We start from the raw sequence: 25,663 nt of genomic DNA on the forward strand, positions 1-25,663 counted from the left end.
TTGACCGGGGCCAACATCGGGATTAGTCTTTCTGATATTGTTTTGTTACTCGTGCCCCCCCCCCGCGGAGAGAGTACCGGCGGCCGACTCGCCCCGCCGACGGAGAAGCGACGTGTCCGAACCAAACGAGCAGGTCACCGGGTTGCGGCTCGATCAGATCTCAACGCACGTCGCCACACTCGGCGACGCCGAGAAGTTCTTCGTCCGGTACGGCCGGGCCGTCGGCGGTTACCTCCGGGCCATCCTGCAAGACCCGGGGGCGACCGACGAAGTGATGCAGGAGTTGGTGCTCGCGCTGCTGCGGCGCGGGGGCGTCGCGAAGTGGCCCGGGAAGGGCCGGTTCCGGGACTACCTGAAGGCGGCGGCCCGGAACGCGGCGGTCACCCACCTCCGCAGAACCGGCCGCCAGCCGGCGGCGGCAGACTTGGGTGAGGTCGCCGACCCGCACAGCGCCGGTAGCGCGGCAGATCGCGCCCTCCTGAGCGAGTGGCAGCGCTGCCTGTTGGACCGGGTTTGGCGGTCGCTGGAGGGGCACGAGCGCCGCACCCCGGGGAACATCTGCTATACCGCCCTCAAGGTGTTTACCGAGTTCCCGCACGAGCCGTCGCCGCGCCTGGCCGCGATCGCGACCCAGCGCACCGGGCACACGGTCGGGGCGGAGGCGTTCCGGAAACAGGTGAGCCGGGCGCGGTGTCTGATGGCCGAGTTGATCCTTACCGAGGCCGCCCGCGGGGTGATCCCGCCGACCGCGGACGGGGTGGAAGCCGAACTGCACGAACTCGGGCTCTGGCCCTACGTCGAGGACCACCTCCCGGACGACTGGCGCACCCGTTTCTTCAGCGCCTGACGCCTGATGGTCAATCCGGTCGAATCGGTAACCGCAGATGCAGACGGCGCGACCGCGTGCAACTCCGTCCGTGCCATCTGTAATGTGGTGGCTCGTCGTCTCCAACAAAATGACCCGCACCGGGCAGGGAGTCTTGAAGGGTAGACAACCTACCCCCCGGCCCCCTCCCTGAAGGGAGGGGGTGGCGCCTGGAGTGCTGGTCCCGGTGCGGCCCACACACGCGAAGCGAGGCCCCATCCCCAGCCCCTCTCATAGGGAGGGGAGGAAAACACGGGCGAACTCGAAGCGTCGCGCGCTCCTTTAGCGCCGGGACCAGCGCTCCAGGCGCCACCCCCTCCCTTCAGGGAGGGGGCCGGGGGGTAGGTTGCCTTCCCTTCAAGGAGGGGCCGGGGGCGAGGCGCATGCGAACACACGTGCCAAACGACGGCCTCTCCCCTGCAACCCACGGGCCGGGGGCACCGACGGGTCAACAACGGGACATCCGCTGGGGCTCACGCGGGCGTCGGACTGGCGGTTCGCTGGCACATCGCTACCACGAATCACGTGCCGCAGCGCCTCAGTACGGGTGCCGGGCGGCGTGCCGTGATGCAAACGTCCGAGGGCCGCGCGGAGAAAAGGTGGTCGAACATGCCCAATATGCGGGTTGCTTCGGCTCAGGGCGCGAATCAACGTTTCGCTTGAGGCGACCCGGGAGTGTTAACGAATGACTTCATGGTAAAAGCGGTGCGGCGCGCCCCTCACCCGCCACGGTCGGAGGGCCTACAATGGCGGGTAGCCACGCCCCACCCGATCTGTTAGCCTAGCGGGTGGAAATTATCCGATCGCGCCGCCGAACCCTCCCAGGCGCGGAACTCGCGTCCACACAACCGGTAACTCCGGGTCTGTCGCGTTCTGATGTGGCGACCGGGTTGAGGGAGCGTCATGCACACCACGTCCGTAACCCTACTGGCCCGGCTCCGCCAGACCGGGGACGGAGACGCCTGGGCGCGGTTCGTCCGGACGTACTCGCCCCTCCTCTACGGATGGGCCAGACGGATGGCGCTCGCGCACGACGACGCGGTCGACTTGGTGCAGGACGTGTTCGCCGTTCTCGTCCAGCAAATCCCCCGGTTCGACTACGACGGGCAGCAGCGGTTCCGCGGCTGGCTGTGGACGATCACCCGCCGGCGGTGGGCGGACCGCAAACGGAAGGCGAGCCTCCCGATCGACCCCGGCCGCGACCCGTCCGAACTGCCGGCGGCCAGCGCTGACATCGGACTGGAAGAGGCCGAGTTTCGCGCGCACCTGATCCGGCACGTGGTTCCGACCCTTCGCGGAAATTTCCATGAGACCACTTGGCGGTCGTTCTGGAAGCACGTTGTTGACGGCCGGCCCGTGACCGAGGTGGCGGCCGAGGAAGGGGTCACCGTGGCGGCGGTCTACAAAGCCAAGCTGCGGGTGACCGCCCACCTCCAAAAGGAACTGGCCGACCTGATGACCGATTCACCCGGCGACCTGTTATGACCCCGACCGACCCGTGCCCGCCGGCCGCCGACTTCGAGGCCTTCCTGCGCGGCCGGCTCGACGACGCCCGGTCCGACGCCGTGGAGCGGCACGTCGAACGGTGCGCCCGCTGTCAGCGGACGATCGACGGGTTGACTGTGGACACACGGCTGACGGACGCCCTCCGCGGCGACGACGGTCCGGTTAACGGCCCCTCGGACCCCGTCGCCGACCCGCGGGTCGGGGCAATGGTGGCCCGGATCGAGGAGATGGCCAGCCAGTTCACCCCGGCCGGTTTCGACCTTCACCCCTCGGCCCCCGGGTCCGTGGGCGAGTGCCCGCCGTTCGATCCGCCGCACGCCCCAGAGGACCTCGGGCGTATGAGCGGGTACCGCGTGGTCCGGTTGCTCGGCGGCGGGGGGATGGGGCTGGTGTACTTGGCCGAGGACGAGGCGCTGCGCCGGCCGGTGGCGGTAAAGATCCTCCGCCCGCGGCTCGCCCGCCACTCCCGCGCCCGGGACGGGTTCCTCCGAGAAGCCCGGGCGGTCGCGGCGCTCAAGCACGACAACGTGGTGACCGTTTTTCAGGTCGGCGAGGCGGTCGGCCCGGACGGCACCCCGGTGCCGTTCCTGGCGATGGAACTGCTTGAAGGTGAGAGCTTGGCGGACTGGTTGCGGCGCGGCGAGCGGATCCCGGCCGGATGGGCGGCCCGGCTCGGCCGCCAAGCGGCCGAGGGGTTGGCCGCGGCCCACGCCCGCGGGGTCGTTCACCGCGACATCAAACCGGGCAACCTGTGGCTCGAGGAGCCGGCCGGGTGGGCCGACCTGCCGCCGGACGCCCGGCCGCCGCTGCCGGCCGTCGCCCGGGTCAAAGTGCTCGACTTCGGACTGGCCCAGCCGGCCGGGATCGGGGACCGCGCGTCGGCGGCGTTCGGCACGCCGGCCTACATGCCACCGGAGCAAGCGGCCGGGCAAGAAGTCGATCACCGCGCCGACCTGTTCAGCCTCGGGGTGGTGCTGTACGAACTCGTGGTCGGCCGGTTGCCGTTCGCGCGCACCGAATCGGACGAGCGCAGCTACGCAACACCAGAACCGGTCGAGCGCCTCGCCCCGGACGTGCCGCCGGCTCTCGCCGATCTGATCGGCAGGCTCCTGTCGCCCGCGCCCGCCGACCGCCCGACCACCGCCCGACAGGTCGCCGCCGAACTCCTCGCGCTGACCACGGAGGAGGCGGGCACGGGCGGGCGTGGCCTTCCCGCACGCCGCCCGTTGCGTCGCGTCGCGCTGGTCGTCGGGCTGGCCGCCTTCGGGGTACTCCTCGCCGGCATGTGGCTGGCGGGTAACAAGTTCCGTCAGCCCGGTGGGCAGGTGGAGTCGGGACCGCTCACCCGCCCCGGCCCGCCGGACGACGAGTGGGTCGCCGCCGTCACCGCGCTGCCGGTCGATCGCCAACCGGGCGCGGTGATCGACAAACTCTGCGAGTTCAACCCGGGGTACGACGGGCAGGTGGCCAAGCTCGGGTTCGAGAACGGAATGGTGACGGAATTCGCAATCAAAACGGACGACGTGTCGGACATCCGCCCGCTCCGGGCGCTGACCGGCCTCAAATCCCTCTACGTCACCGGTAGCGCCCCCGGGCTGGGGCGGTTGGCGGATCTGTCCCCGGTTCGCGGCCTACCGCTCACCGTCTTGAACATCTGGCAGAACCCCGCACTGACCGACCTGTCAGCGACCCGCGGGATGCAACTCACGGTGATGCAAGCCGGTGACACCGCCGTCGCGGACCTGTCGCCGCTTGAAGGAATGCCGATCAGCATTCTGGCGGTGAACAACTGCCGGGTGCGAGACGTGTCGCCGGTGCGGACGCTTGCCAAGGTCCGGCTGTTCCGCTGCGACGGCTGTCCGATCGACACACTCGAACCGCTCGCCGGATCGAAGGTGCGGGAACTGATCTGCGATTTCCGACCGACCCGCGGTGACGCAGCCATACTGGCGCGGATGCCGCAACTCGAATCGATCAACCGTCTTACCACCGCCGACTTCCTCCGCCGCCACGCCGCGGCTCGGTGAAATCGCAGAAAAAGTTCCGCGCGGTGTCCAATCCGGCCGGCTTCACACGAAGCTCTCATTCGAGGGCAGACCGGCCCTCCATTCATTCCTCTCCACATCCGAACTCGCCCACATCCGACACCCACCCAAAGGAGTGTTCATGGTCGGGGTACGCACACGGCCGCGGCGCGGCTTCACGCTGATCGAGCTGCTCGTCGTCATCGCCATCATCGCCATTCTCATCGGGCTGCTGCTGCCGGCCGTTCAGAAGGTCCGCGAGGCCGCCGCCCGCACCACCTGCTCGAACAACCTGAAGCAACTGTCGCTGGCCCTCCACAACTACGCCAGCGGCACCACCGACAACAAGCTGCCGCCGCTCCGGATCACGCTGACCTCGGGCGGAACGAATAAGGCGAGCGCGATGGTCGCGCTGCTGCCATATGTCGAACAAGAGAACCTGTACCGCGCGCACACGACGGCCGGGGACGTGGCCGTGAACAAGGGGGTCGTGGTCAAGACGTTCCTGTGCCCCGCCGACGACACCGCCGGAACCGGCGTCGGGCCGAACGGCTGGGCGGGCAGCTCGTACGCGGTGAACTCCCAACTGCTGGCCGCCAAAGCGTGGTTCGATGTCACCAACGTGGACCAGCCCCGCTACTCGATCGGGAACGTCCCGGACGGCACGTCGAACACGGTCGCGTTCGCCGAGCGGAAGGTGCTGACCGAGGGCACGCCGTACACGTGCAGCCGGGACATGCCGTACGGCTGGAACAGCCAGGACAAGTACTACACGGCCGCGTTCGCGATGTACCAGACCACCTACCCGTCGTACTGGGCCACCACGAACTGGTGGTACAACGACCAGAGCATCCAGCCGGGGGTAACCGGGACCAAGGGCACGCGGTGGGGGGCGAACTCGTCGCACCCGGCGACCGTGCAGCTCGGCATGGCCGACGGAAGCGTCCGCGGGGTGAACCGCAGCACCAACATCCTGACCTTCTGGACGGCGGTGATGCCGGACGACAGCCTGGTCCTGCCGGCCGACTGGAACTAACCGGAGAACGCGCGTGACGCAGCTTTTTCGAGCGCTGGCTCTGGCGATCGGTGCCGGACTGGTGGGCGGGTGCGGGTCGTCCACTGGAGACGTGGACCAGCTCACCGGCCGGGTCACAATCGGCGGCCAACCGGCGAAGGACGTAACGGTCGTGGCGATCGGACCCGATCGGACCGAGGCGAGTGCCCTGACCGGTTCGAACGGGGAGTACGCGCTAACGAAACCGCCACGAGGTGCGTTGCGGTTCCGGGTAACAGCCCTGGTCCCGCCGCCCCCGGCCGGGGTTCAAGCCCCGCCGCCGCCACCGGGAACCGTGGCCGTGCCCGCGAAGTACGCCAAACCGGACAACGAACTGGCGTTCACGTTTGACGGCGGCCACCAGACCTACGACCTGGAGTTGAAGCGGTAAAGGTGTAAGCTCGAACACGGCTGACCGGTGCTAGACCGGTCAGCCGTGATATTGCAGTTATTACGGATCGTCCGGTCATTTACAGATCGTGTTCGTCCATATTTCTACTTGAACACAAGGCATTTCGGCAATGCGTTGCGAATAGTTTTAACGCCCACGTCCGTCACCTGCGTGGACGTCAGATGCAACACTTTCAACTTCTTCAGCGAGGCGAGGCTTTTTACGCCCGCATCTGTCACCTGTGTTTTCTCGAGATGAAGCGTCCTGAGCTTATCAAGCGCGGCGAGCTCTTTTAAACCGCCGTCCGTGATTTTGCATTCCGACAATTGAAGAACCCTCAGCGACTTGAACGCCGCAATGTCCTTGAGACCAGCCTCGGAGATATCTGTCCCACTCAAATAAAGGCTGTGAAAGCCGTCAATGGCCGCGACCTGCTTCAAACCGACGCCAGTGATCTTGGCCCCATCCAAGCGGAGAGTCGTCAGCCCCTTTAACTTGGCCACGTTCTTGAATGCGGCGTCAGTGATTTTTGTGCCCATCAACCATAGTTCCGAGAGGCGCTTCAAAGGCACGAGTTCTCCGATGCCCGCGTCCGTCACAGCGGTCTCGTCGAGGGCGAGCTTTTCAAGGCGTGTGAGCTTCGCAACATCCTTCAGTCCAGCGTCTGTCACTTTAGTGCGGCTGAGGAGAAGCTCTGTAAGGCCCTTTGATGAGGTTAGTTCTTTGAGGCCCGCATCGGACACCTGCGTGTCGCACAGGGAAAGGACGGCGAGATGCTTAAAAGCGGCCAGTTCCTTCAGGTCGGCGTCGGCAATCTTCGTCCCCTCCAACCAGAGTTCTATTACCGATCCGTCCGAATTCCGCGTGATTTTACCTCCGAGTTTTTCAACGAACGCGACCGCCTTGCTCTCGGCACCATCAGCCCCTACCGGTGCAGACGAACAGAGAACCGACAGCACGACCAACAGCTTCTGCGTGACACACGGCATAATCGCTCCTCAAGGGATACATCCGGCGTCATTCTATCCCAAGCTGGACTTACGAGACTATTTGCGCCCAGCCAATTTTCCCCCGCGCGCTGGGCTTGACACCGGCAGGGCCGTTGTGGGAACCTCTACCCCCGTCAACACTGTCACGACTGGCGCAGGTTACCGGGACGACGGCCCCTCACGGATCGAGGGGCGCTGCGAAGGATCACGGAATGATCATCTGCCGGACCCCTTATCGCATCTCGTTCTTCGGCGGCGGCACCGACTACCCCGCGTGGTACCGGCAGCACGGCGGCACCGTCCTCGCCACCGGCATCGACAAATACTGTTACCTCACCTGCCGGTACCTGCCGCCGTTCTTTGAGCACCGCATCCGGGTCGTGTACCGACAGATCGAGACGTGTCTGACGGCCGACGAGGTCGAGCACCCGGTGGTCCGGGCGGCGCTCCAGCACCTGAACATCGACCGCGGCGTGGAGATCCATCACGACGGCGACCTGCCGGCGCGCAGCGGGATGGGGTCGAGTTCCGCGTTCACGGTGGGCCTGCTCCACGCCCTGCACGCACTCAAGGGCGAGATGCCCACGAAGCACCAGCTCGCGAAAGAGGCGATCCACCTAGAACAGAACGTTCTGGGCGAAACGGTCGGCTCGCAGGACCAGACGGTCGCGGCGCACGGCGGCTTCAAGCACGTCAAGTTCCACAGCGACGGCGAAATCGAGGTCTCGCCGCTGGTGCTCCCGGCGGGGCGCATCGCCGAGTTAAAGTCGCACCTGATGCTCGTGTACACGGGCATCGTGCGGACCGCGGCGGACGTGGCGCAGAGCTACGTTCCCGGGCTCGAAACCCGGCGCCGGCAGCTCCGCATCATGAAGGAAATGGTGGATGAGGCGATCGAGATCCTGACCGGCGGGGTGAACCTCGTCGCGTTCGGTGAGCTGCTCCACGAAGCGTGGCTCGCAAAGCGAAGCCTGAGCGCCGCGGTGTCGAACCCCGAGGTGGACGCCCTCTACCACACCGCCCTTGAAGCCGGCGCGATCGGCGGGAAGCTCACCGGCGCCGGCGGCGGCGGGTTCCTGCTCCTGTTCGTCCCGCCCGAGAGGCGAAACGACGTTCTGGAAGCACTGGACGGCTGCATTCACGTTCCGTTCGAATTCGAGAACGGCGGCAGCCAGATCATCTTCTACGAGCCGGGAACCGACTACGAGGCCGTCGACCGCGCCCGCGGGTCACGCCGCCGCACGTTCAAGGAGCTGCCCCGCCCGGCCCTCCACCCGACGGAGGCCGTATGACCCCGCACACGCGCGTTTTCGTGGCCGGCGGGAATACGCTGTACGGTCACGCGCTCACCACCCTCCTGCGCACCGAAGGGTTTGAGAGCCTCGTCGGCGTCGGCACGACCGAACCGGACCTGACCGACGCAGCGGCAACCGACGCCTTCTTCGCACAGGAACGCCCCGAATGCGTCTTCCTGTGCGCCGGGCGGTCAGGCGGGATCGGGCTGAACCGCGCCGCACCGGTCGAGCTGATGCGCGACAACCTGCTCACGACGCTCAACGTGCTGGCGGCCGCGCACCGGCACGGAATGGCGAAGCTACTGTACCTTGCGAGTTCGTGCGCGTACCCCAAGCACGCCGCTCAGCCGCTGAAAGTCGAGTCGCTCGGCACCGGCCCGATGGAACCGACCAGCGAGGCGTACTCGACCGCAAAGTTCGCCGGGTGGAAGCTGTGCGACGCGTACCGGCGCGAGTACGGGTGCCGATTCGTCACGGGCTTCCCGGCGAACGCGTTCGGCCCGCACGACGACTTCACGCCCGAGGGCGGGCACGTGATCCCCGCCCTGCTCCGCCGCGCTCACGACGCCAAGTCGCGTGGCGATGCGGAACTCGTGGTGTGGGGCACCGGCGCCCCGCGCCGGGAGTTCGTGTACTCGCGCGACCTAGCCCGCGCGTGCCTCTTCGTGGCCCGCAACTACGAGGGCGAGGCCCCGATCAACCTCGGCGGCGGCACCGACCTGAGCATTGCCGACGTGGCCCACGCGGTCGCGGAAGTTGTGGGCTTCAAGGGCCGGTTGGTCTTCGACACGACCAAGCCGGACGGCGCCCCGCTGAAGGCGCTGGATTCGGCACCGCTGCTGGACATGGGCTGGCGGCCGGAGTCGGACTTCCGCGCCGCACTGAACGAGACGTACCACTGGTTCCTGCACCACCGCGCCACGGAGGGCCGCACGCATGCACGCCGGGCTGTATAGGTCGCTGTACCGCATTCGCCGCGTCGAGGAAGAGATCGCGCGGGTGTACGCGACCGACAAGATCAAGAGTCCGGTCCACCTGTCAATCGGGCAGGAGGCAGTGTCGGTCGGCGTGTGCGACGTGCTGCGCCCCGACGATGTCGTGTTCGGCACCTACCGCGGGCACGCCATGTACCTCGCCAAGGGCGGGGACATGAGCGCGATGGTGGCCGAGTTGTACGGGAAGGTCACGGGCTGCACCCGGGGCAAGGGCGGGTCGATGCACCTCATCGACACCGAGTGCGGGGTGATGGGCACGTCGGCGGTGGTGGGCACGACGATCGCCAACGCCGCCGGCTACGCTTACGCGCTGAAAGTGCGACGCTCCGACGCGGTGGTGGTGTGCTTCTTCGGCGACGGCGCCACGGAAGAGGGCGTGTTCGCCGAAACGCTCAACTTCGCGGTGCTGAAGAAGCTGCCCGTGCTGTTCGTGTGCGAGAACAACGGGTACGCGATCCACACCGCGCAATCGAAGCGCCAGGGTCTGCCGGACATCTGCGCCCGCGCCCGCGCCTACGGGATGCCGGCCGAGCGGCTCGACGGCAACGACGTCCTCACCCTCCGCGACAAGGCCGCGGACCTGGTCGCACAACTGCGGGCCGGTGCCGGGCCGCAGTTCCTCGAAGCCACCACTTACCGCTGGCGCGAGCACGTCGGCCCGGGGCAGGACTTCAAGCTCGGGTACCGGACCCAAGCCGAGTGCGAGCCCTGGTACGAGAGCGACCCGGTGAGCACGCTGGCGCGGCAACTGCCGACGGACGTCCGCACCAAGATCGAGGCCGCGGTGGAGCGAGAGGTGGCCGCGGCGTTCGAGTTCGCCGAGAGCAGCCCTCTCCCGCACCCGTCCGAACTCATGACCGACATCTTCACGGAGGACAGCAATGAGTTTGCCGCTTGCGGGCGCTAAGACGGCGCCGCGTGTCGCCCCCAAAGTCGCGACCGAGCGAACGAAGTCCTTCGTCGAGGCCGTGCGCGAGGCCACCGAACTGGAAATGGCGCGCGACCCGAATGTCGTGCTGTTCGGGCTCGACGTGGACGACCCCAAGGCGATCCAGGGCACCACGCTGGGGCTGCCGGAGCAGTTCGGCGCGGAGCGGGTGTTCGGCACGCCGCTGTCCGAGGACGCGATGACCGGCGCGGCGATCGGCATGGCCCTCGCCGGACTGCGCCCGATCCACGTCCACATCCGCATGGATTTTCTGCTGCTCGCGGTGAACCAGTTGCTGAACGTGGCGGCCAAGAGCCGGTACATGTACGGCGGGCGTGTGAATGTGCCGATGGTCGCGCGGGCGATGATCGGCAAGAGCTGGGGCCAGGGCGCGCAGCACTCGCAGGGCTTGCACTCGTTCTTCATGCACGTGCCGGGCATCAAGGTGGTCGCGCCTTCGACGCCCTACGACGCGAAGGGCACGCTGGCCGCCGCGGTCCGCGACGACGACCCCGTGCTATACGTCGAGCACCGGCTGCTTCACTTCCAAAAGGGGCCGGTCCCGGCGGAAGCGTACACGGTCGAGCCCGGCAAGGCGCGCGTCGCGGTTGCGGGGGACGACGTGACCGTGGTGGGCATCTCGTACATGCAGGTCGAGGCGCTCCGGGCCGCGAAGTACTTGGAAGACGTTGGCGTGAAGGCCGAAGTGATCGACCCGATCTGGCTCAACCCGCTGGACACCGACACCATCGCGGAATCGGTGCGGAAGACAGGCCGGCTTCTGGTGGTTGATACCGCGTGGACCAACTGCGGCGCCGCGGCCGAAATCGTGTCGCGCGTAGCGGAGAAGCTCCAGGGCGAATGCGCGTTCCGGTTCAAGCGGATGGGCTTCGCGCCGACCACGTGCCCCACAACCCCGGTGCTGGAAGACGCGTTCTACCCGAACGCCCAGAAGATCGCGGCGGCGGCCCGCGACCTGGTTGAGGGTCGCGCTTGCGGGTGGATCCCGGCCGAGCGCGCGGACCTGCGGAGCATCGAGTTCAAAGGCCCGTTCTGATCTTGCCGGAGCGCGGGCCTCCGGCCCGCTTTTGCCCGGGCGCCGGTAACACGGACAACGTCATCGTCGCGCACAGCGGAAGCGGGCCAAAAGCCCGCGCTCCGGCGCGACCACACACGGCAGTACACCACGGAAGACGCACATGCCGAGCACGAAGCCCGCGGCCAAACTGAACTGGCCGCTGATGAAGAACAACATCGCCCGCGAAGACCTCAACGCGGTCATCGAACTGCTGCAGCAGGAAGACCCGATCCTGACGCAGTCAAAGAACGTCCGCGCGTTCGAGGCCGAGTGGTCCCAGTGGCTCGGCGTGAAGCACAGCGTGTTCGTGAACTCGGGCTCGAGCGCGAACCTCGTCACGATCGCCGCGCTGAAAGAGTTGCACGGCGCCGGCGGCGAGGTGATCGTCCCCGCGATCACCTGGGTGTCGGACATCTCCGCGGTGCTCCACTGCGGGTTCACGCCGGTGTTCGCGGACATCAACCCGCGCACGCTCAGCATGGACACGGAGCAGATCCTGTCGAAGATCACGCCCCAAACCCGGGCCGTGTTCCTCACGCACGTCCTGGGGTACAACGGGCTCACGGATAAGCTCCTCACAGAACTCAAGGCGCGCCGCATCCCGCTGATCGAAGACGTGTGCGAGTCGCACGGCGCGACCTTCCGGAACCAGAAGCTCGGCAGCTTCGGCTGGGCGTCGAACTTCTCCTTCTATTACGCGCACCACCTCAGCACCATTGAGGGCGGGATGGTGTGTACGGACGACGAGGACCTGTACGAAGCCGTCCGGATGATGCGCGGACACGGGATGGTGCGCGAGCTCGCCGGCGACGGCCGCAAGGCCGGCTACTTCGAAGAGAACCCGGACCTGAACCCGGACTTCATCTTCGCGTTCCCGGCGTACAACGTGCGCAGCACCGAGGTGAACGCCGTCATCGGCCGTTCGCAGCTCCCGCGCCTGGACGCGAACAACGAGAAGCGCACGGCGAACTTCATGCTGTTCCTGCGGAACCTGGACCCGGACCTATACCGCACGGACTTCGACACCGAGGGGAGCAGCAACTACGCGTTCACTCTCGTGTTGAAGGAGCCGAACCAGGGTCTTTACGAGCGCGTGGTCGCGGCCCTGCGGGGCGCGAACGTGGAGTTCCGCCGCGGCACCGCGGGCGGCGGGAACCAGTTGCGCCAGCCGTACCTGCGCCGGCTCCTGGGTGACGACGCCTGGAAGCAGTGCCCGATCGCGGACCACGTCCACTTCTACGGGTTCTACATCGGCAACTACCCGACCCTCGACGCCGACAGCATTCTCAAACTGTGCGACCTCTTGAACGGTCTGAAGTAACCCCCGCCTGCCCGGCGGGGCAGGCGTTCACCGCGCCGGGCGTGAGTGCTACGCCCGGCCGTGCCCCATCGACGGACACTCAACATGGCGCCACGACTCGACCTCGTTCTGATCAACCCGAGCAGCCGCACGCAGGTGTACCAGTCGCTGGGCACGGAACTCGCGGCGGTGGAAAACCCGGTGTGGGCCGGCCTGATGGCGAACTTCTGTCGCCAAAAGGGGCTGTCGGTCGAAATCATTGATGCCGAGGCCGAGTGCCTTTCGCCCTCCGAAGTTGCCGACCGAGTGGCGTACCTGCGCCCGGTGCTAACAGCGGTCGTGGCCTACGGGCACCAGCCATCGGCCTCGACGCAGATCATGACCGCGGTCAGCCGCGCGTGCTCCGCCGTAAAGGTGGCGTGCCCCGAACAGCCGGTTCTGCTGCTCGGCGGACACGTCGCGGCGCTGCCGGAGCGCACGCTCCGCGAGGAAGAAGCCGATTTCGTCGCCGCGGGCGAAGGGGTCCACACGCTCGCCGGCCTGGTCGAAGCACTGAAATCGGCGGTGCCGGACGTGAGCGCCGTGCCCGGCCTGTACTTCCGCGACAACGGACGCGTCCAGCGCGGGCCGGCGGCACCGCTGCTGGCGAAGCTCGACACCGAGTTGCCCGGGATCGCCTGGGACCTGCTCCCGATGCCGCGGTACCGGGCGCACAACTGGCACTGCCTCGGCGGGCACGAGCGCCAGCCTTACGCCGCCGTCTACACCACCCTCGGCTGCCCCTACCAGTGCTCGTTCTGCTGCATTCAGGCGCCGTTCAAGAACGGTGAGGTGGCCCCGCTCGGACAAAAGCAACCGCCGAACAGCTACCGGTTTTGGAGCGTCGATCACGTCCTCGGGCAGATCGACACGCTGGTGAACACGTACGGCGTGCGGAACATCAAGATCGCGGACGAGATGTTCGTGCTCAACAAGCGACACGTCGTCGGCATCTGCGACGGCATCATCGCCCGGGGCTACGACCTGAACATCTGGGCCTACACCCGGGTGGACACCATCAAGGACGGGATGCTGCCGAAGCTCAAGGCGGCCGGGTTCAACTGGCTCGCGGTCGGGATCGAGGCCGGGGCCGACCGCGTCCGCACCGACGTGGACAAAGCGTTCTCCCAGGAGCAGGTCTATTCGGTGGTGCGCGAGATCCAGTCGGCGGGCATCAGCGTGATCGGGAACTACATCTTCGGGCTGCCCGAGGACGACCACGCCACGATGCGGGCGACGTTCGATCTGGCGCTCGACCTGAAGTGCGAGTTCGCGAACTTCTACTCCGCGATGGCTTACCCCGGCTCGCCGCTGTACGCGACGGCGACCCAGAAGGGCATCCCTCTACCCCGGCGCTGGACCGGCTACTCGCAGCACTCGCGCGACAGCCTGCCGCTGCCCACGCGGTACCTGCCGGCGCGCGAGGTGCTGAAGTTCCGCGACGACGCCTTCACCGAGTACTACACCGACCCGGGCTACCTCGCGATGGTCGAGCGCCGCTTCGGCGCGCAATCGGTCGAAGAACTCCGACGCATGACGGCCATCACGCTCGAACGCGACCTGCTCTCGGGCGCCTTGGACGTGGAACCGACGCTCCTCCCCCCGGACGAGGCGCAGACCACACCGGCCGAGTTGCTTCAGCTCGCGAAACGGTAACGGTCCCGCCCCCGCGGCACAGGGCTCCTGCCCTGTGCTACGCCCGGCGGCCCTCCGGGGCGGAATACAGGCACAACGGCGTGTCGGTTGTCTTTGCACCCCGGAGGGGTCGCCGGATGGAGCACAGGGCGGGAGCCCCGTGTCCTCCTCACGACCGCTTCAGCCACTCGAACGGCTTCCGCAGCAACGAGCGCACCCAATCAGCCGCGCGATGCCGTCGCGGCGGTACCGCCTGCTCTCGTCGCTCCAGTTCTTGATAGAACCCGAGTAGTGTCGTCCAGGCCGCGAGCGCATCCGCCGGCGGCAGATTGCCGGCATGGGCGAACTGGCGCAGTACCCTCTGATGGTTCGCGAACCAGTTCGTGCTCCGCGAGAACCCGCCCGGCCGGTGCCGGTAGTAGAACAGGTGCGCGGGCACCACACCGAGCCGGTGACCGGCGTGGACCAGCTTCACGAACGCTTCCCAGTCCTCGCATGAGGTGCCGCGGTCGGTCTCGTACCCATCAACGGCACGAAGCGCAGGCGTGCGGAAAATGGCGTTCGCATCGCCGTACACGTTGCGAATGCTGGCGAGCGCGTGCGGCCCGCCTGTTGGTCGAAGGGCGTACAGAAACTGTTCGGGAACGAAGTCCGGCGCCGGTACGTCGAACGCCAGGAAGTAGGACGACATCGCAGCAAGTTCGGGGTTCCGCTGCATGGCGCGCACGAACGTCGCCACCATCTCGGGCGTCGCGAGGTTGTCCGCGTCCACGGGAATAAAGAACTCGCCCCGGGCGAGTTCCAGGCACCGGTTACGGGTAGCGCCGATGCCCGCGTTCGACTGGCGCAGGAAGGTGAACCGCGGGTACTTTGCCCGCATCGCCTCAAACGTTTCAATCGATGCGGCATCCGTGGAGCCGTCGTCGATCGCGATGACCTCGAGGTTCGGGTAGGTCTGAGCGGCCAGCGTTGCGAGCGTATCGGGGAAATATGCGCCCAAGTTGTAGTGAGCGATGGCGAGCGTCACAAGCGGCGAGGCCTCTTGTGACGCTCCTGAATTGGGGGCGGGCAACGGCGAGGTGTTCGTCGCACCATTGCGCATCGCCCAGTGATTCCGCTTTACGAACTCGACCAGCTCGGCATCCGGGGTATGTTGCTCGTCGGCGTTCTCGAACTGGTACCGTTCAATGTAATCCGTTTCTACATCGACAAAGCCTGACGGCCACCGCTGACCGGCCTCCCGGTCACGCTGGCTGTTGCCGTCGAGGATCACGGCGATCGGCACATCTCCGAACGCCAGTCCGGCCCGCTTCGCCTGGACCGATCGAAAACCCAGACCGCCCTGACCCACGAACGCGATCAGCCCGTACCGCCGCTCACGGTGCCGGGCTTCGAGCCAATACCGAACCCGGTCCGAGAGTTCGGCCGGGCCGTTTCCGTGATGCTCACGGACCTGCGCGTCTCGCGGAAGATCTCCCACCGTATCGGCTGCGAAAACGTCCACGTCCCAACCCGCCCGTGTCAGTTCGCGCTGAGCGGGGTGTTGACGGATCAAGCCGCTGTGGACAACGAGGCAGGCGCTCCGGCGCTCCGGCGGATCGTCTGAAAGCACGCGAGCGCCTCCTGAATCACTTCATCGGTGTTGAAATACCGGTACTGCGCCAGCCGGCCGCAAAAGTACACGCGGTTGCGCGCCGTTTCTGCCTCGGCGAGAGCACGATAGCGGGCGTACAGTTCCGCACTTGCAGGTTGCGGGATCGGGTAGAACGGCTCGCCTTCGGCGCACGGCGTCTCGTAGCTCACCACCGTCTCGGCGTGGCGCTGCCCGGTCACGTGTTTGATCTCGACGGAGCGCGTGTAGGTGAAGTCGTTAGGGTAGTTGATCTGCACGCACGGCTGGCGCCAGGCGACCGCGTGCGGCACGAACTCGAACTTCAACGACCGGTACGGCAGTTTCCCGAGCCTGTTATCGAAGTACGCGTCCACCGGCCCGCAATAGACCGTTGCCCGGCGCGGATGGATCAGATGGCGCACCTCGCTGAAATCGCAGTTCAGAAGCGTGCGAATCTTCGGGTGCTTCAGCATCCGCGCGAACAACTTCGTGAACCCGCCGGCCGGCATCACCTGGAACTTGTGCCCCACGTACCGCCCATCCCGGTTCAGGCGCACCGGCACCCGACCGCACACCTGCGGGTCGAGGTCGCGCGGGTGAACGCCCCACTGCTTCCGCGTGTAGTGGAGGTAAAACACTTCGTACAGCTCGCGCCCCACTCGGCTGAGCACGTACTCTTCTGAGTTCGTGGGGTCGGCGATCGGCACACGGCGCTCCGCGAGGAGTTGCTCAGCGGAGTCCGCATCGAGCTTCCGGCCGAAAAACTGTTCGAGGGTGCCGAGGTTGATCGGGAAGGGGTACAGTTGGTCGCGCACCAGCGACCGCACTTCGTACTTCGCCGGCGCGAACTCGGCGAACCGCGACAGGTACCGCAGCAGGTTTTCGTCGTCGGTGCGAAAGTAGTGCGGGCCGTAGTTGTGGACCAGAACGCCGTTCGTCGCGGGCGAGTCGTGGCAGTTACCGGCGATGTGAGGCCGCCGGTCGATGACGAGCACCTTCCACCCGAGTACGCTCGCGGCGCGCTCGGCGACCACGCACCCGACCGGCCCGGCCCCGCACACGAGCAGATCAACGTCGTCGAGCATTCCACACCTCAACGTCGTCGAGCCTTGTTAAAGGCCGCTTTAAGGCCGGCGTTCCAGCGCTCCGGCGTGAACCGCGTGGCGACGGCGTCGCGCGCCGCGGCGCCGAGCCGCCGGCGCACCGCCCGCTGCTCCACGAGGAGCGAAACCGATTCGATCAAGCCGTCGATTACTCGCTGGTCCGGGGCGAACATCGGGCGGTAGTCCTCGCGCAACACGCCCGCTTCGACGTCGGCCCACGACACCTTCCCGGCGCGCCCTGGGACCACCAGCCCCGTCACCCCGTGCTCCACATATTCGGACATGCCCCAGCCGTCCGACACAACGACCGCCTGCCCATATGACATCGCTTGGAGTACCGAAACGATGTGAATGCGGGCGGCCGGCAGCAAAAAGATGTGCGACTCGGTTTGCAGCCGCGCGAGTTCGTCCGCGGGCATGAACCGGTCGATCACCCGCACCCACCCCGATTCCACCATGCGGTAGTGGCGCTCGTCGAGTTTCGGGAGCGCGGAGCGGACCGTGAGCCGCAGTTGCGGGTACCGGCGACGCAGCACGTCGAACGCTTCCAAAACGTCGATGCCGCCGCGGTAGAAGAACCCCGCGCCCAATTGATGCCACGAGTTCGTAAACAGCAGATTGATCGGTGCGTCTTCGCCCTCGTCGGCGTGCGCTTGCAGCCGTTCCGGAACCGCGGCGCCGAGGGGCGCGTAGGTCACCTTGCGGGCAATCGTCTCGCTGCCGAACAGGACCGGGAGCAGTTCCGCGGTCGAACGCATGTGCGTCACGATGCCGCGGCAGGACTCGGCTTCGAGGAGCGCCTTCACCGCGCCAAAGCACGGGAGGGCCCGCACGTCGAGCGCCGCGGTATGGCCGTTCTGCACGAACGGGAAGAACAGCGTGGTGGGGTCTTCGATCTCGATCACCCACGGGTTCTGACCGTAGGTGTACGGCACGCTCGTGAGGAACGCGAGTTGGGTCCGCGGGGTCATCACCTGCGACTGAAAGTTGCGCGAGTGCGCGAACCGCAGCGACGACAGGACGCGACCGGTCTGGCGAACCAGCGCCAGCACGAGTTTCGCGAGCGCGAAGAGGGTCGCGAGCGTGCGGAGCGGGCCGTGCTTGCGGGCGGTTTCGGCCAGCACCCACATGGACAGCCCGAGCGCGACGAAAGCGCGGCCGAGGCGGGCCACGAGACCGGGTGGCATACCGTCGCTCACACCCAGAGCCGACATCCGAAAGGCGTACCCGTCGGGCGGCGTGTGTGTGTGAGCGAACTGCGGGTGCGTGCCACAGTTCCCGAACCGCTTGAACACCGGCAGCCAGCCGAGGAACTCGACCGGAAACGGCTCTGCCGTGCCGGCTGGTTCGGCGCACGGGTCAGCGATTTCGGCGGTGCCGGTGGCGCTCAAGTTAAGGATCCGTTCCTGTGAGGAGGTGAAAGCCTACTCCATTTGCGAGCCGGGTGTCAACGCGGGCCGCGCGAGCAGGGCTATTGAAAGTTTCATCTTGGTGAAATGGGGGGATGTGCTATTCCGGTGCCCTGCCGCCGTCGCAATTGGAACGGCGGGCATTTGGAGTTGCTTCGATGCCTCCCACCTGCCTGTTGGATGCGCTAGGCGCCGTTCCCGATCCACGAGATGACAAGGGCCGATCCTTCCCTTTTGCTCCCATCCTCGCCCTGCTGGTCGTCGGCATCCTCTTGGGGCGCCGTTCGCCCGGAGCAATCGTCCAACTGGCCGACGATTACGGTGGCGACTTCGCCTTGCTCCTGGGGTTCCCACGACGACGATTGCCCACCGCCTCCATGCTCTCCAAACTGCTCCCGCGGATCGACGTTCGGGCTCTCGAGGCGGTTCTGCGCGAGTGGATCGCGACCCGTCTGCCGCCCGACGACGCGCTCGTCGTCAACATGGACGGCAAGTGTGTTCGCGGCAGTGCCGACCGAGCCGCGCAACTACCCGGCGTTCACCTCCTGGCGGCATTCGTGCCACGCTTCCAAGCGGTTCTCGCTCAACTGCGTGTCGATACCAAGACGAACGAACACAAGGCTGCGTTGGAGTTGCTCAACATCCTGCCCACACGCCCAGGTGGGTACATCATCACCGGCGACGCCATGTTCACACAAACCGAGGTGTGCCAAGCGGTTCGGGATCGGGACGATGACTATGTGCTGGTGGTCAAGGACAACCAGCACGCCCTGGTCGTGGATATCGACGCGGGACGCGCATTCGCCGCTCAAGCGGCGACGTTTTCCCCCCGGCGGGCGCGTGCCGCCGAAGGAACCGACACCCGGTCCACGGTTCGCACGAACGACCGAGAAGGGGCACGGCCGCGTGGAGCACCGAACGTTGGAGAGCACGGTGCTCCGGACAGTGCATCCGAAGTGACCCGGGCTGAAGCAGGGTTTCCGCGTGCGCCGCTGGGGCATTCGCAAGGGCAAGGCGTATGAGGAGGTGGTCCACGGGATCACCAGCTTGCCGGTCGAGAAGGCCGACGCGAAACGGCTGCTCGAGTTGGTGCGCGAGCACTGGCGGATCGAGAATAGTTTGCACGACATCCGGGACGTGACGCTGGGCGAGGATGCATGCCAAGTGCGCCGCGGTTCCGCGCCGCAGGTACTTGCCGCGTTACGCAACGTGGGTGTTCATCTCCTCGCACAGATCGAAGCCGACAATCACGCACAAGCCATACGGAGGTTGACCGCTCAATTCCACGAAGCGATCAACCTCCTCACCTCACCACTGTGAAACTTTCAATGGCCCTGGGCCGCGCGAGCCGGTTCCGGACGGCCCGCACGAACCCGCTCGCGTTCTTGCGCCGGGCGCGGGCGACCACCCCCGCCAGTACGGCCAGTCGCTCCCGCACCGGGCGCCACCACGGCCAGCGTATCACGATTTGCCGCCCCGGCCTGCGAACGTCGAACGAGTGCCCGACCGCGGCGAGCGTCGCCCGCCACTCGCCCTCCGCGGTCGCATTCGGCCGCCCTTCGATCACCGCGCGCAGCCTCAGGGCGAGCTCTTTTCGCTCCGGAAGGAGTTCGTCGAACAGCGGCGCGTCGAGTGCGAGAACAGCGGGGTCGGACAGGTACACAGGCCCGGCTTCCGGGTGCTGCACCGCGTTGTCGTGCTCGAAGATCACGTCCGGCAGGTACACGATGCGCCGCTCGCCCAGCGCCGCGAGCAGGTTGAACGCGTCCTCAATGTGATCGTCGATCCGGTAGCGGTGATAACAGGGCGGGCAGATGCCCCCGGCCAGTTCGCAAAACGCACGCGACACCAGCGGGAACACGCACAGGTTGTCGCGCATCAGGGTGTCGTTGACGTGAACCAACGCGAACGGGTCCGGGAACCGCCGCAGGCAGCCGAAAACGAGGGCGTCCCAGCCCGGCGTGCGGGCGGTCACGTCGTCGTTCAGCAGCATGACGTAATCGCCGGTCGAAGCGTCGTAGCCGGCGCTGTTGAGCGCGCCCATCGTGCGGCCGGGCGGAACGACCGCGTGCCGCACCTTTAACCGCGGGTGGGTTAGCGCGCTGGCGGGATCGTCCGCGTCGATCACGAGAATGACTTCGAGCCGCTCGGGGTGGTAGGCGGTTGTCGCCACGCTGTCGAGCATGCGGCGCAACTTCGCGGGCCGGCCGCGCGTCGGAACGATCAACGAAAGGCGCGGTCGCATGTCGCAGCTCGTGATGAAACAGCCGCAGGCTATTTTGACGGGATCGACAGAATCCCGTCAAAATAGCCTAACTCAGCGTCCTATCAATCCGGCTTATCTCGTCAAAGGCCCTTCTCGCTCAGGCCATCAGCGGATCGACGTTGAACGCGCGGCTCAGGCCTTCGTAGTGGAACAACTTTGCGTGCGGGGTGATGACGGTTACCCGCCCGGCCGCGCCCAGGCGCCGGCACAGGTCGGCGTCGTTGAGCGAATCTTGCAGATCCTCATCGAACCCGCTCACCGATTCGAACACGTCCCGGCGCACGAGCAGGCACGCCGCGGTCACCGCGGGAACGATCCGCGTCACGCGCAGCTCACCGTTCTCACCCACCGTCTCTGCCGGCTCACCGCGATACGGATGGACCCAGGCCCCGTCGCTCCGCGGGAACAGCCCCGCGTGCTGTATGGTCCGGTCCGGATACAGCAGCGTTGCACCCACCGCGCCGACCGCCGGGTCGGCCGCGACAACCAGCATCCGTTCGAGCCAGCGGCGCGTGATGACCTCGGTGTCGTTGTTCAGGAACACCAAGTGATCGCCGGCCGCCTTTCGCGCGCCGAGGTTACACAGGCGCGAGAAGTTGAACGGCTCATCACAGCGGACCAGTTTGATGTTCCGTTTCGCGCTGATGCCCGCGAGCAGCCGAGCCGTACGCGGGTTCTCGCTACCGTTATCGACCAGCACCACCTCAATCTTCTTGTAGGTGCTGCGGCGCAGGCTCCGCAGGCAGTTGCGGAGCAGTTCCGGGCGGTCGCGGAACGGGATGATGACGCTGACCGTGGCGTCCGGAACCGCGCGTTCCGCCCCCGTGTACGGAGCGGCCTGCTCGGTAACGACCTTGGGCACAACGGCCGGGTGCGGCACGAACCGGCGCACGAACCGCCGGACGAGTTCCGCCGCCCGCGCGACCTTCGAGTTCTCGCGCCCGGTCAGCTCGTTCTGGAGCAGTTCCGCGCGCTGCCACTCGGCGTGGTAGCGCTGGTTCAGCAGGTGAATCAGGCCCGCGTACGGGTTGCCACCGCGGCGCCGCTTCCGGGACGTTCGCTCGCTCATTGCCGCGGCTCCATTCAGGCGTTCTGGAACGGCCCCTTCGACAACATCCGGTAGCCCTTGATCAGTTCGCCGATGCCGGCCTCGAGCGAGCGCTGCGCCTCGAACCCCGCGGACTTGAGCCGCGCGCTGGAGACGATGTAGTTCCGCTTGTCCGGGTCCTCCCCGATCGCGGCGAAGTGAATGTAGAACTTCGGCACCTGCTTCTTCACCGCGAACGCGAGTTGCTCCTTCGATAGGTTCGCGGAGTCCAGGCCCAGATTGTACGGCCGGTTCGACATCGCCGCGCCGTTCCGGATCGCGTGAATGAACGCGTCGGCGACATCGCGCACGTGGACGAAGTTCCGCTTGAAGTCCTTCTCGAACAGCACGATGTACCCGTCCTTCACGGCCGCATACACGAAGTGATTCACGAGCAGGTCGAGCCGCATCCGGGGCGACATCCCGAACACCGTGGCGAGCCGGAACGTGACCGCGTTCGGGCTGTCGAGTAGCAGCCGCTCGGCGTCGCACTTGGTGCGGCCGTACAGCGAGATCGGCTCCAGGGGCGTGTCTTCGGTGCAAAGCGTCGCGCCGGTGGTGGCGCCGTAGCCGCTGTTCGTGTTCGGGAACACCACCAGTTGGTTCGGGCTGCGGAGCTTGTTCAGGAGCCGCACCGACTCGAAGTTGACCGACTTCGTCAGCGCCGGGTCGCGGTCGCACGCGGACGCCCCGACGATTCCTGCGAGGTGAACGACGTGGTCCGCGTCCGTCAGCGCGGCGCGCATCGTGGCCTCGTCCCGCACGTCGCCCTTGACGAAGTCGAACGCGGGGTTCGCGCACAGGTGGAACAGCCCCTGCCCGGCCCCGTAGGTGAGGTTGTCAAGAGCGATGACCGCGTACCCGGCGCTCAGGAGGTGCTCGCACAGCACGCTGCCGAGGTAGCCGAGCCCGCCGGTGACCAAAACGCGCTCGCTCATCCGTGAGTTCTCCTAGAGGGTGGGAGAGTTTAGGCGCGAGGAATCGCGCGATTCAAGCCCACTTCACTTCACCGGAGCCCCGGCAGTTGCCGTTGACCCGCCCCCGCGCGGCACCTATAAACTGCCGCCCTTAACGCACCCCGGATGCGGGCGAGGTCCGAACCGATGGCGACCACCGAACTGCTCCCGCGCCCGACCGCCGCACCGACCGCACCCGCGGCCCGGCGCGCGTGCTCGGTCACGCTCGTCGTGCCGACGCTTAACGAGATCGTCGGCATGAAGGCGATCATGCCGCGCATCCGTGCGGCGTGGGTCGATCAGGTGATCGTCCTAGACGGCGGCTCGACCGACGGCACGGTCGAGTGGGCGTGGGAGAACGGCTACGAGGTCCACGTCCAGAGCGAGCCCGGCATCCGCCACGCCTACCGGGAGGTGCTCCCGAAGGTGCGCGGGGACGTGATCGTCACCTTCAGCCCGGACGGCAACAGCGTCCCCGAGCTGCTCCCCGAGCTGATCGCGAAGATCGACGAAGGGTACGACATGGTCATCGCGTCGCGGTACAAGCCGCCCGCGAAAAGCGCCGACGACGACCTCGTCACCGCATTCGGGAACTGGCTGTTCACCCGCACCGTGAACCTCCTGCACGGCGGCCGATACACCGACGCGATGGTCATCTACCGCGCGTACCGGACGCGCATCATCCGCGAGCTGGAATTGGATCAGGACCGCTGGTACCGCACTCCCGAGTGGCTGTTCCGGACGCGGATCAGTTGGGAGCCGCTCCTCTCAGCGCGCGCGGCCCGACGCGGGCTGAAGGTAGCTGAGATCCCGGGCGACGAGCCGCCGCGCCTGGGGGGCGAGCGCAAGCTCCAGGTCCTGAAGTGGGGGGCGGCGTACTACTTCCAGTTCGTGCGCGACGTGTTCTGCTGGCGCTAACGGCCGCGGCGCAGGGCCGTCAGCGCCAGCGATCGAACGGACCAACCCAACAGCCCGAAACAAGGAGCGGGGCAGATGAGCCAGGAGCGGTTCGCGGAGTGGGTGTGTAGCACGTTCGGGCCGAAGGCGTTCCGCGACCTCGCATTCCTCGCGGTGCTGTTCGCGTTCGTGACGGTGGCCTACGGGCCGTCGCTCAAGCACCCGCCCCGCGCGGACCAGTGGTGCTACCTCGCCGACACGGTCAACGACCACACGTTCCGCGACACGTTCCGGCACACCTACTCGTACAACCGCACCCGCCTGGTGGCACCGGGCGACACCGACCTGTTCCGCCCGGTGCTGTTCGCGCTGCTCGCGGCAGAAAAGGCTGCTCTGGGCGGCCACTTCGACTACGTCCAGGCGCTCGGCGTGGGGTTCCACGGCGCCATCTGCGTCCTGCTCCTCGTAATACTCCGCCAAACGGCCGGGCTGGTGCGCCCGCTCGAGTTGAAGAAAGAAGTCGGCACGAGCGGGTCCGACTGGCTCATGTACGGAACGGTCGCGTTCTTCGCGCTCAACCCGTGCGTGCAAGAGCTGGTCATCTGGGGCCACCTCCACGGTTACCTGCTGTTCCTGCTGTTCCTGCTCGGCTCGATCAGTTGCGTGCTGCGTTACACGGCACGCGGGCGCGCCGGCAGGGACGTGCAGTGGCCGCTGTACGGGGCGTGGGTGCTGACCGCGCTGGCCGCGTTCACCTACGAGCTGGGGCAGGTTTACGCGGTGTTCGCCGGCCTGGTGCTCGCGGCCGAAGCGGCGCCGCGGGTCGGGAGGCCCCAGGCGTTCGGCACGTTCGCCGCGTTCGCGGCCATTCTGGTCGGCTACCAACTCGCGAACCACATCGACCAGAACGTTCACCAGGGGCAGTACCAGCCTGAGAACCTGCACGCCGCGATCGTAAAAGAGGCGGCCACACCCGCGACGCTCACCCACTCGGCCCGGTACGGGGTGTTCACGGCGGTGCAGCCATTCTTCCCGTCGCTGGTCCAGACCTTCTACGGCGGGCAGCGGCTCCAGGTGCTCGAAACCGTGTGGACCGGGTCGCGGCTGCGGGTCGTCACGCCGACGCTCGCGGTGTCTTACGCCACTCTGCTCGCGGGCGCGGTGCTGGGCGCGGCAGGGCTGTGGCGGGTGGCGCAGTCGCGAGCCCGGCTCATCTGCGCGCTCCCCGCGGTGCTGTACGCCACATACGCGGCGATGAACGTACTCGGGCGGATGAACATGCGGCCGCACGCGTGGATTCTGAGCGGCAACTCGTATTACACCTACTTCGCGTTACTCTTCGTGCTGCTGGCCGCGTCGGCCGCGTGGCACGCGACCGGGGCGTGGGCCGTCAATGTCCGGAAGGGCCTCGCCGCCGGGCTGGTGGCGCTGGCCGCTCTGGGGGCCGAACAGGTGTGGCAGGCCAACACGATGGTGGCCCGGGAAGAGCGCGAGTGGACGCGCGCCCTGCGCGCGGTGCAGAAGTTCGTGGACGCGCACGAGGACGAACCCGGGTTCAGTTTCGAGATCGATTACCCGTCGTCGGACCCGGTGCCGGTGGCCCACGGCGAGCGCATCACGCGGCTGGTGTTCGCGGAGTGGATGTCCGCACCGCAGCCCCGGTACCGGATCGCGATCCGTGAAGGAAAGGCCCTCCCGCAGCCCGCCCCCACACAAGCAACCCGCTAGCAAAACTCCAGGACCTCCGGCCAAAAGTCTGCCCATCAAAACTTACAATTTCACAAAATCATCAAGATAAAAAATTTACGAATTTTATTACACTATGATCCAGCAGCTTCTGATCAGCAGCATTAAACAACCGTTACGTGTACCCGGGCCACGCGCCCCCACCATCTGTTCTTGAGGCAAGTCGTTCAGATCATTTCGCATGCCGGGGCGTCGCGCACAACGCAGTAAGGTAAGAGCGGTGAATTAAGGCGTTCGGCGTGAGGAATGTTATCCACCGTTGGGCGTCTTGGGCCGGATGGTGAGGTCGCACTTGGGGAGGGTCTTGGACCAGGCCATTCACGGTAGGGTTACTGCCGTTTTTGCGACTGACGATTCCTCTTGTCATCTGCCAGCAACCGAGCGGTTGAGACATGTAGGCTCTTGTCTTCGATACGTTCGGTCTTGGCTTTCGTGGGCTTGCCTGGCGGTGACGTTTTGACCATTTTCAGGTTATTCTTCTCGGCCCC

At 66.6% G+C, this 25,663-nt stretch carries 22 protein-coding genes; 15 read left to right on the forward strand and 7 right to left on the reverse strand.

Going from position 1 to position 25,663, the window contains the following annotated elements:
- The first annotated feature begins 112 nt into the window (after positions 1-112).
- From R5W23_RS16795 to R5W23_RS16815, 5 genes are all read left to right on the forward strand, one after another.
- Positions 113-847, forward strand: a complete 735-nt coding sequence (locus tag R5W23_RS16795; protein ID WP_320687296.1) for an RNA polymerase sigma factor — start codon at positions 113-115, stop codon at positions 845-847.
- Positions 848-1,768: 921 nt separating this feature from the next.
- Positions 1,769-2,350 carry an RNA polymerase sigma factor gene (locus tag R5W23_RS16800; protein WP_320687297.1) on the forward strand — a complete coding sequence of 194 codons (582 nt, stop codon included), beginning with the start codon at positions 1,769-1,771 and terminating at the stop codon, positions 2,348-2,350.
- Positions 2,347-4,398, forward strand: coding sequence for a protein kinase domain-containing protein (locus R5W23_RS16805; protein ID WP_320687298.1), 2,052 nt, complete (start codon positions 2,347-2,349; stop codon positions 4,396-4,398). Before R5W23_RS16800 ends, R5W23_RS16805 begins: the two co-directional genes overlap by 4 nt.
- A gap of 139 nt (positions 4,399-4,537) precedes the next feature.
- A complete protein-coding gene (locus tag R5W23_RS16810) occupies positions 4,538-5,431 on the forward strand; it encodes a DUF1559 domain-containing protein (protein ID WP_261188919.1) in 894 nt (297 codons plus the stop codon).
- Positions 5,432-5,444: 13 nt separating this feature from the next.
- Positions 5,445-5,840, forward strand: coding sequence for a peptidase associated/transthyretin-like domain-containing protein (locus tag R5W23_RS16815; RefSeq protein WP_320687299.1), 396 nt, complete (start codon positions 5,445-5,447; stop codon positions 5,838-5,840).
- Positions 5,841-5,944: 104 nt separating this feature from the next.
- Here the strand turns inward: R5W23_RS16815 and R5W23_RS16820 are convergent, their stop codons facing one another.
- On the reverse strand, positions 5,945-6,799 hold the full coding sequence (locus R5W23_RS16820; protein WP_320687300.1) for a leucine-rich repeat domain-containing protein: 855 nt from the start codon (positions 6,797-6,799) through the stop codon (positions 5,945-5,947).
- A gap of 242 nt (positions 6,800-7,041) precedes the next feature.
- On the opposite strand from R5W23_RS16820, the gene R5W23_RS16825 reads away from it, so the two are divergent.
- The 6 genes from R5W23_RS16825 (at position 7,042) to R5W23_RS16850 (ending at position 14,120) form a co-directional block, all read left to right on the forward strand.
- Entirely contained in the window at positions 7,042-8,121 is a 1,080-nt protein-coding gene (locus R5W23_RS16825; protein ID WP_320687301.1) for a GHMP family kinase ATP-binding protein, read from the forward strand.
- Positions 8,118-9,080, forward strand: a complete 963-nt coding sequence (locus R5W23_RS16830; RefSeq protein WP_320687302.1) for a GDP-L-fucose synthase family protein — start codon at positions 8,118-8,120, stop codon at positions 9,078-9,080. The genes R5W23_RS16825 and R5W23_RS16830 overlap by 4 nt, the downstream gene beginning before the upstream one ends.
- On the forward strand, positions 9,061-10,026 hold the full coding sequence (locus R5W23_RS16835; protein WP_261188911.1) for a thiamine pyrophosphate-dependent dehydrogenase E1 component subunit alpha: 966 nt from the start codon (positions 9,061-9,063) through the stop codon (positions 10,024-10,026). The genes R5W23_RS16830 and R5W23_RS16835 overlap by 20 nt, the downstream gene beginning before the upstream one ends.
- The gene (locus R5W23_RS16840; RefSeq protein WP_320687303.1) at positions 10,001-11,104 is read left to right on the forward strand and encodes an alpha-ketoacid dehydrogenase subunit beta; all 1,104 of its coding nucleotides are present in this window, start codon (positions 10,001-10,003) and stop codon (positions 11,102-11,104) included. Before R5W23_RS16835 ends, R5W23_RS16840 begins: the two co-directional genes overlap by 26 nt.
- 142 nt (positions 11,105-11,246) lie before the next feature.
- Entirely contained in the window at positions 11,247-12,446 is a 1,200-nt protein-coding gene (locus R5W23_RS16845; RefSeq protein ID WP_320687304.1) for a DegT/DnrJ/EryC1/StrS family aminotransferase, read from the forward strand.
- A gap of 84 nt (positions 12,447-12,530) precedes the next feature.
- Positions 12,531-14,120, forward strand: coding sequence for a B12-binding domain-containing radical SAM protein (locus tag R5W23_RS16850; RefSeq protein ID WP_320687305.1), 1,590 nt, complete (start codon positions 12,531-12,533; stop codon positions 14,118-14,120).
- 148 nt (positions 14,121-14,268) lie between these two features.
- Here R5W23_RS16850 and R5W23_RS16855 read toward each other — a convergent pair whose 3' ends face one another.
- The 3 genes from R5W23_RS16855 to R5W23_RS16865 all read right to left on the reverse strand — a co-directional run bounded on the left by R5W23_RS16855 (position 14,269) and on the right by R5W23_RS16865 (position 18,205).
- A complete protein-coding gene (locus tag R5W23_RS16855) occupies positions 14,269-15,579 on the reverse strand; it encodes a glycosyltransferase family 2 protein (RefSeq protein ID WP_320687306.1) in 1,311 nt (436 codons plus the stop codon).
- A gap of 71 nt (positions 15,580-15,650) precedes the next feature.
- A complete protein-coding gene (gene glf, locus R5W23_RS16860; protein ID WP_320687307.1) occupies positions 15,651-16,796 on the reverse strand; it encodes a UDP-galactopyranose mutase in 1,146 nt (381 codons plus the stop codon).
- 8 nt (positions 16,797-16,804) lie between these two features.
- The gene (locus R5W23_RS16865) at positions 16,805-18,205 is read right to left on the reverse strand and encodes a glycosyltransferase (RefSeq protein ID WP_320687308.1); all 1,401 of its coding nucleotides are present in this window, start codon (positions 18,203-18,205) and stop codon (positions 16,805-16,807) included.
- 176 nt (positions 18,206-18,381) lie between these two features.
- On the opposite strand from R5W23_RS16865, the gene R5W23_RS16870 reads away from it, so the two are divergent.
- Positions 18,382-19,245 carry an ISAs1 family transposase gene (locus R5W23_RS16870; protein ID WP_320687309.1) on the forward strand — a complete coding sequence of 288 codons (864 nt, stop codon included), beginning with the start codon at positions 18,382-18,384 and terminating at the stop codon, positions 19,243-19,245.
- Entirely contained in the window at positions 19,208-19,543 is a 336-nt protein-coding gene (locus tag R5W23_RS16875; protein ID WP_320687310.1) for a transposase, read from the forward strand. The genes R5W23_RS16870 and R5W23_RS16875 overlap by 38 nt, the downstream gene beginning before the upstream one ends.
- Here R5W23_RS16875 and R5W23_RS16880 read toward each other — a convergent pair.
- From R5W23_RS16880 to R5W23_RS16890, 3 genes are all read right to left on the reverse strand, one after another.
- Complete coding sequence (locus tag R5W23_RS16880) at positions 19,527-20,468, reverse strand: glycosyltransferase family 2 protein (RefSeq protein WP_320687311.1); 942 nt, start codon at positions 20,466-20,468, stop codon at positions 19,527-19,529. The two genes, R5W23_RS16875 and R5W23_RS16880, sit on opposite strands and share 17 nt — an antisense overlap.
- Before the next feature lie 118 nt (positions 20,469-20,586).
- A complete protein-coding gene (locus R5W23_RS16885; protein WP_320687312.1) occupies positions 20,587-21,558 on the reverse strand; it encodes a glycosyltransferase family 2 protein in 972 nt (323 codons plus the stop codon).
- A gap of 14 nt (positions 21,559-21,572) precedes the next feature.
- Entirely contained in the window at positions 21,573-22,514 is a 942-nt protein-coding gene (locus R5W23_RS16890) for an NAD-dependent epimerase/dehydratase family protein (protein ID WP_320687313.1), read from the reverse strand.
- A gap of 165 nt (positions 22,515-22,679) precedes the next feature.
- On the opposite strand from R5W23_RS16890, the gene R5W23_RS16895 reads away from it, so the two are divergent.
- Positions 22,680-23,450 (forward strand): glycosyltransferase family 2 protein, encoded by a 771-nt coding sequence (locus tag R5W23_RS16895; RefSeq protein ID WP_320687314.1) that lies wholly within the window; start codon positions 22,680-22,682, stop codon positions 23,448-23,450.
- Between the two features lie 75 nt (positions 23,451-23,525).
- On the forward strand, positions 23,526-25,157 hold the full coding sequence (locus R5W23_RS16900) for a hypothetical protein (RefSeq protein ID WP_320687315.1): 1,632 nt from the start codon (positions 23,526-23,528) through the stop codon (positions 25,155-25,157).
- Positions 25,158-25,663 lie beyond the last annotated feature (506 nt).

Source organism: Gemmata algarum (assembly GCF_034097035.1).
GTDB classification, from domain to species: domain Bacteria; phylum Planctomycetota; class Planctomycetia; order Gemmatales; family Gemmataceae; genus Gemmata; species Gemmata algarum.

Excerpts from the sequence above, each read along its gene's own strand:
- R5W23_RS16800 (WP_320687297.1), top strand. The coding sequence starts at position 1,769 with ATGCACACCACGTCCGTAACCCTACTGGCCCGGCTCCGCCAGACCGGG.
- R5W23_RS16805 (WP_320687298.1), top strand. The coding sequence starts at position 2,347 with ATGACCCCGACCGACCCGTGCCCGCCGGCCGCCGACTTCGAGGCCTTC.
- R5W23_RS16810 (WP_261188919.1), top strand. The coding sequence starts at position 4,538 with ATGGTCGGGGTACGCACACGGCCGCGGCGCGGCTTCACGCTGATCGAG.
- R5W23_RS16825 (WP_320687301.1), top strand. The coding sequence starts at position 7,042 with ATGATCATCTGCCGGACCCCTTATCGCATCTCGTTCTTCGGCGGCGGC.
- R5W23_RS16830 (WP_320687302.1), top strand. The coding sequence starts at position 8,118 with ATGACCCCGCACACGCGCGTTTTCGTGGCCGGCGGGAATACGCTGTAC.
- R5W23_RS16835 (WP_261188911.1), top strand. The coding sequence starts at position 9,061 with ATGCACGCCGGGCTGTATAGGTCGCTGTACCGCATTCGCCGCGTCGAG.
- R5W23_RS16840 (WP_320687303.1), top strand. The coding sequence starts at position 10,001 with ATGAGTTTGCCGCTTGCGGGCGCTAAGACGGCGCCGCGTGTCGCCCCC.
- R5W23_RS16845 (WP_320687304.1), top strand. The coding sequence starts at position 11,247 with ATGCCGAGCACGAAGCCCGCGGCCAAACTGAACTGGCCGCTGATGAAG.
- R5W23_RS16850 (WP_320687305.1), top strand. The coding sequence starts at position 12,531 with ATGGCGCCACGACTCGACCTCGTTCTGATCAACCCGAGCAGCCGCACG.
- glf (WP_320687307.1), bottom strand. The coding sequence starts at position 16,796 with ATGCTCGACGACGTTGATCTGCTCGTGTGCGGGGCCGGGCCGGTCGGG.
- R5W23_RS16870 (WP_320687309.1), top strand. The coding sequence starts at position 18,382 with ATGCCTCCCACCTGCCTGTTGGATGCGCTAGGCGCCGTTCCCGATCCA.
- R5W23_RS16880 (WP_320687311.1), bottom strand. The coding sequence starts at position 20,468 with ATGCGACCGCGCCTTTCGTTGATCGTTCCGACGCGCGGCCGGCCCGCG.
- R5W23_RS16885 (WP_320687312.1), bottom strand. The coding sequence starts at position 21,558 with ATGAGCGAGCGAACGTCCCGGAAGCGGCGCCGCGGTGGCAACCCGTAC.
- R5W23_RS16890 (WP_320687313.1), bottom strand. The coding sequence starts at position 22,514 with ATGAGCGAGCGCGTTTTGGTCACCGGCGGGCTCGGCTACCTCGGCAGC.
- R5W23_RS16895 (WP_320687314.1), top strand. The coding sequence starts at position 22,680 with ATGGCGACCACCGAACTGCTCCCGCGCCCGACCGCCGCACCGACCGCA.
- R5W23_RS16900 (WP_320687315.1), top strand. The coding sequence starts at position 23,526 with ATGAGCCAGGAGCGGTTCGCGGAGTGGGTGTGTAGCACGTTCGGGCCG.